Below are 5,099 nucleotides of genomic sequence, written 5' to 3'. Positions count from 1 at the left end.
TCGCGCACTGTTGCGCCCGTAGCTCAATGGATAGAGTACTGCCCTCCGAAGGCAGGGGTTGCTGGTTCGATCCCAGCCGGGCGCACCATATAAATCAAGCACTTAGTCAATCGGCTAGGTGCTTTTTCTTGTCCGTACGGCTTTTGTACGGATAGTGCCCGGCAAAAGCCGCCAATCGGGCCGACATGTGCAGCGGCGAAGCGATGGGCCGAGCTGGCCGCGCGATGTGTCGGAACTGCGACATGCGCATGATGAAGCGCAGGGCGATCACCCCAGCCGCCCTCCCGGGTGTTCGATGCACTCGGCAAGCATGAAGCGTGTGCGCGCGTAGTTCGCGTTTGGGCTGTGCCGGAACAGGTAGGTACGCGTGCTGAACTGCATGACGCATGCCGCTTGCAGCACGTATGTTTAGAGCGCCGGTATCAAATCGAAGGTCACGCCCGAGGCCTTGTGCACCCAGCGGCAAATCACCTCGCTGCTGGCGTCGCGCATGAAGCCGCGCTCGGCCACCTGCTCCTCGATGCGGTGAACCATTGCTCGACTGGCATTCACCACCGCGTCCACATCACGGGTGGCGCGCACGCTGTCAGCCAAGGGGTCGGTCACCAGCAGGCCGGCCACGGCGCCACCAACGAACACCACCTGCTCGCGCAGCTCGCCCAGCGCCACAGCAATGCGGCGCAGGTCGGGAATACTGGGGGCATTGGCCCGCATGGCTGCTGCCCCAGTTGCGAAACGCTTCAGCTCGTCCGTCATCAGTTTGGCGGCCAAACTGCGCTCGCGTGCACACCCGGCACGCAGCGCATCAAGCAGGGCCAGCAGGCGATGCAGCGCCAGGTCGACCAGCGCAGCCTGCGGCGCGGTGCGGTACAGCGGCGAGAGCGTTGGCCCTTTGGCTGCGCCAGTGGGGTGAGCCCAGACCGGCGCCTCACCAGACGCTGCTGCCAACAGAATGGCCAGCGGCTCGGCCCCAAAGGCCGTGGGCACGCCCCGCTTGACCGGCACGGCCGTGGCAGGCCAGACATAGCGCACGCCGTGCAGCACGAACTCCAGCAGGTTCGGCCGCACCGGCGACCATTCGCCACGCGCTGACGCCACCGCCAAGCCCGCCGCCACGGCCCGCTTCACACAGGCATGCACCTCCGAGGCGCTCATGGACAGCGCCTCACCCAGCGCGGCATAGGTCCAGCGCTGCGGCGGATGCCCCGCCACCTTCAGCAGCACCAGTAGGTCTTGGGGTTTGAGTTCCATCACTCGCTCATATTCGCTGTTCGCGAAACGCGAATACTGCTGACGCGCTGGTGTTTGGCAAGCCAGGCTCCCGCGCGCACTGGCCGTGCCGCACGAAAGCTGCAAAGCCGGGGATGGGTGATGCGGACAAATTTAGATCGGCGCCAACAGTCCCTCGGGCTCCGCCGCCCCGGCAGACGCCTGGAGGCGATCCATCGCTACCAGCCCTCCATCCAGGTCGTGAGCTGCAGCGTGGCCTTGGCGATGTGCTTGTGGACGGTCGTGGTGCTCAGACCATGCAGCCGTGCAAGTTCGACGACGGTAAGCCCATCGATCCGGTGGGCCAGGAAGATGTTCCGCGTGGTGTCGCTCATGCGGCTGATGCCGACGCTCAAACGTTCAAGCCGCTCCTTGGCGAGCAGCGTGGCCTCGGCGGTCGGCATGATGTCGATGATGACGACATCCTCGACGAGGACTTCTTCGCCTCGTGTAGTCTGCGCCCGATAGGCGTCAACGGACAGGTTGAGCGCAGTGCGCATTAGGAAGGCTTCGGGCCGCTCGACAGGCTGATCGCGCTCGTAGCAGGCAAGCCGGACCCAGGCTTCCTGGACCAGGTCATCGGCTTCGTGCGCGTTGCGCCCACGGCGCATCAGGGCGCCCCGCACCCGCGCGAGCGTCTCGCGCAAGTTCTTGATGAGGGCTGCCGTCATGGACGGGTCACGCGGCTGGCTGCGAGGCAAGCGCCACCACAGCGCGAGAACAGCGCTGGGGCGTTTTGAGTCTCAGCTTGGATAGTCCATGGAGTTGACGGTCGGCGTTTTCGAGGGCGTGCAGCAGGAAGGCAACAGCTGCACCCACATCCGTGAACGGGGCCTGGCGCTTGATCGTGCGGGCAAGGCTGGTCTGCAGGCGTTCAGCAGTCGCGGTGGCCGACAGGAGCGCGGCACGCCGCCGAGGACCGAAGGCGCTCGCGGAATCAGGATCGCTACGCGCCGACCAGGCAACGGCGTCCGGATAGGTCGATGTGCAGTCGACGCTGCCTTCCATTGAAATCGCCTTGATCTGCTCGATGCCGCGGTCATGCAGCTCATTGGCAACGCGCAGCGCAGGTACTTCTGCAGACCAGGCGCCCAGGAGCTCGCACTGCTCCCCTTCGAACAGACCCAGAGCCCATCGCCAGCGGGATTGCTCGACGACGTCGCCCCGTTGGACAGGCAAGGAGAGAATTTTGAACTCTGCGAGGACATACCTGCAGCAAAGCGACTTACCCCGCCATCCGAAGACGTTTCCCTCGTAGCCCCCCTCTCCGGTCTCAGAAAAACTGTCCATGGCCGCCTCCTGGGTTAGCGCGATCACCAGCCCTGAAGAGCACGCTGGCTTCTCCATTATGTGAAGCAAACTCCGTAGATGCAAATCATTCGTTTCGTCAACCTAACGGCATGTCTGCGACACCCAAGCCACCCACCGAACTACCGTCTGACGACGATGTTCGAGGAGTGCTTGCCTACAACGTCCGATTGCTCCGCGTCCAACGAAATTGGTCCCAGGAGGACCTCGCCATGGAATGTGAGCTTGATCGCACCTACATCTCAGCGGTCGAACGCTCACGATGGAACGTTTCCTTGGCCAACATCCAGAAGTTGGCCGTAGCGCTTGGCACGGAACCCTGGCGTTTGCTCAGACCGCCCAATAGTGACCTGACGCTGAAGGCCCGGTAGCGGAGCCCGTGGCGCGAAATACTGGTTGCGCCTGCAGGCGCAAGACGAGAGGTGCGAGTACCGCCAGTGCGGCGCAGTCAAGATTGACAACTGCTGATCACCCCCGCGCAGTCGCGAGGCGATTGGTCAGTTCGTCGTTTTGAAACTGGAACTTTGGCGCGTTCCTCTTCAGCCGGTTGAGGTTCGACAACTCCACTGAACCTTAATCCGGCAGTCACCCCGCCGACGGCAGCCCCTGAAACGGCCTCGGTGGCACGACGACTGGCGGATTTAGGGTCAGTTTTTCTGGCGGATCTGCGCTGGCCAGCGACTGCTCAGGCTGCCGATCCACGCGACCAGCCCTTCGCGCACCATTCAGGCGCATCACGAACGGCGCCAATACAGTGCGCGCCGCCAATCCGCACCAAAGTACGACACCAGGTCGCGTCACAGCACCTTGCTGGCAGGCACAGCCCTTGCAATATCCTAAGGGACAGTCCCGGGAGTCTTTGTCATGCATGCGCTCACCCTGCCCGCCGCCGGCCACTACGACGAGATGCTGCTCGCCAGTGGTGCGATACGCCCGCACTACCAGCCTTTTGCCAACTGGCTGCACGCCCAGACGCCTGCGGCGCTGGCCACCAAGCGGGCCGAGGCCGATCTGCTGTTCCACAAGGTCGGCATCACCTTCGCCGTCTACGGCGACGAAGCCGGTGCCGAGCGCCTGATCCCCTTCGACACCGTGCCGCGCGTGGTACCGGCCGAGGAGTGGCGCATGCTGGAAGCCGGCCTGCGCCAGCGCGTGACTGCGCTGAACAAGTTCCTGTGGGACATCTACCACGAGCACGAGATCATCAAGGCCGGCCTGATCCCGGCCGAGCAGGTATTTGCCAATGCGCAGTACCAGCCGGCCATGCAAGGCCTGGATCTGCCGCACGGCATCTATGCCCACATCACCGGCGTCGATCTGATCCGCCACTCGGACGGGGGCTACTACGTGCTGGAAGACAATCTGCGCGTCCCCTCCGGCGTGAGCTACATGCTGGAGAACCGCAAGATGATGATGCGGCTCTTCCCCGAGCTGTTCGCGCGCTATTCGGTAGCGCCGGTGGCCCACTACCCAACGCTGCTGCTGAACACGCTGCGCCATGCCAGCACGGCCGAGAACCCCACCGTGGTGGTGCTGACCCCCGGCCCCTTCAACAGCGCCTACTTCGAGCACGCCTTCCTGGCCCAGCAGATGGGCGTGGAGCTGGTCGAGGGCCAGGACTTGTTCGTCAAGGACGAGTTCCTTTACATGCGCACCACGGTCGGCCCCAAGCGCGTGGACGTGATCTACCGCCGCATCGACGACGCATTCCTCGATCCGCTGGCCTTCCGCGCCGACTCGATGCTGGGCGTGCCGGGCCTGCTGTCGGTCTACAAGCAGGGCCACGTGATCCTGGCCAATGCCATCGGCACCGGCGTGGCGGACGACAAGTCCATCTACCCCTATGTGCCGGACATGATCCGCTTCTACCTGGGTGAGGAGCCGATCCTGCACAACGTTCCGACCTGGCAGTGCCGCAAGGCAGAGGATCTTGACCACGTGCTGACCCATATGGGCCAGCTGGTGGTGAAGGAGGTGCATGGCGCCGGTGGCTACGGCATGCTGGTGGGGCCGGCCTCCACCGCAGCCGAGATCGAGGACTTCCGCCAGCGCGTGCGCGCCAATCCGAGCAACTACATCGCCCAGCCCACGCTGTGCCTGTCGAGCTGCCCGACCTTCGTCGAGAACGGCATCGCGCCGCGCCACATCGACCTGCGGCCCTTCGTGCTCAGCGGCAGCGAGATCAATATGGTGGCCGGCGGCCTGACGCGCGTGGCGCTGAAACAGGGCTCGCTGGTGGTGAATTCCTCCCAAGGCGGTGGCACCAAGGACACCTGGATTCTGGAGAACTGACATGCTCAGCCGTACCGCCGCACAGCTCTTCTGGATGAGCCGCTACCTAGAACGCGCCGAGAACCTGGTGCGCATGCTGGACGTGACGCACTCGCTGTCGCTACTGCCGCAAAGCCGCGGCGCGATGACCGAGCTGGCCGCGCCGCTGGCCGTCACCGGCACGCTGGAAGCCTTCAGCCAGACTCATGCCCCGCTGGAAGCCGAGCGCCTGTTCAACTTCATGGCGCTGG

At 64.3% G+C, this 5,099-nt stretch carries 6 protein-coding genes and 1 tRNA gene; 4 read left to right on the top strand and 3 right to left on the bottom strand.

Annotated elements, in window-relative coordinates; genetic code table 11:
* Positions 1–12: 12 nt before the first annotated feature.
* Positions 13–88: transfer RNA gene (locus ACIQ67_RS19415), tRNA-Arg, on the top strand.
* Positions 89–408: 320 nt separating this feature from the next.
* On the opposite strand, the gene ACIQ67_RS19410 is transcribed toward ACIQ67_RS19415, so the two are convergent.
* From ACIQ67_RS19410 to ACIQ67_RS19400, 3 genes are all read right to left on the bottom strand, one after another.
* On the bottom strand, positions 409–1,251 hold the full coding sequence (locus tag ACIQ67_RS19410) for a hypothetical protein (protein ID WP_397536019.1): 843 nt from the start codon (positions 1,249–1,251) through the stop codon (positions 409–411).
* 197 nt (positions 1,252–1,448) lie between these two features.
* Positions 1,449–1,940 (bottom strand): RNA polymerase sigma factor, encoded by a 492-nt coding sequence (locus ACIQ67_RS19405; RefSeq protein WP_397536018.1) that lies wholly within the window; start codon positions 1,938–1,940, stop codon positions 1,449–1,451.
* A 7-nt stretch (positions 1,941–1,947) separates the two neighbouring features.
* Positions 1,948–2,559, bottom strand: coding sequence for a hypothetical protein (locus ACIQ67_RS19400; RefSeq protein ID WP_397536017.1), 612 nt, complete (start codon positions 2,557–2,559; stop codon positions 1,948–1,950).
* A gap of 110 nt (positions 2,560–2,669) precedes the next feature.
* Here ACIQ67_RS19400 and ACIQ67_RS19395 point away from each other — a divergent pair, with 110 nt between their 5' ends.
* From ACIQ67_RS19395 to ACIQ67_RS19385, 3 genes are all read left to right on the top strand, one after another.
* The gene (locus tag ACIQ67_RS19395; protein ID WP_397536016.1) at positions 2,670–2,948 is read left to right on the top strand and encodes a helix-turn-helix domain-containing protein; all 279 of its coding nucleotides are present in this window, start codon (positions 2,670–2,672) and stop codon (positions 2,946–2,948) included.
* A 493-nt stretch (positions 2,949–3,441) separates the two neighbouring features.
* Complete coding sequence (locus ACIQ67_RS19390; RefSeq protein WP_397536015.1) at positions 3,442–4,869, top strand: circularly permuted type 2 ATP-grasp protein; 1,428 nt, start codon at positions 3,442–3,444, stop codon at positions 4,867–4,869.
* A 1-nt stretch (position 4,870) separates the two neighbouring features.
* The coding region (locus tag ACIQ67_RS19385) for an alpha-E domain-containing protein (protein ID WP_397536014.1) at positions 4,871–5,099 on the top strand (229 nt) is incomplete at its 3' end.

The organism is Roseateles sp. (assembly GCF_044373315.1).
Taxonomy (GTDB): domain Bacteria; phylum Pseudomonadota; class Gammaproteobacteria; order Burkholderiales; family Burkholderiaceae_C; genus JACDQM01.
The sequence above is the reverse complement of the archived record's forward strand: the minus strand, read 5'-3'. Positions and strand labels throughout refer to the sequence as shown.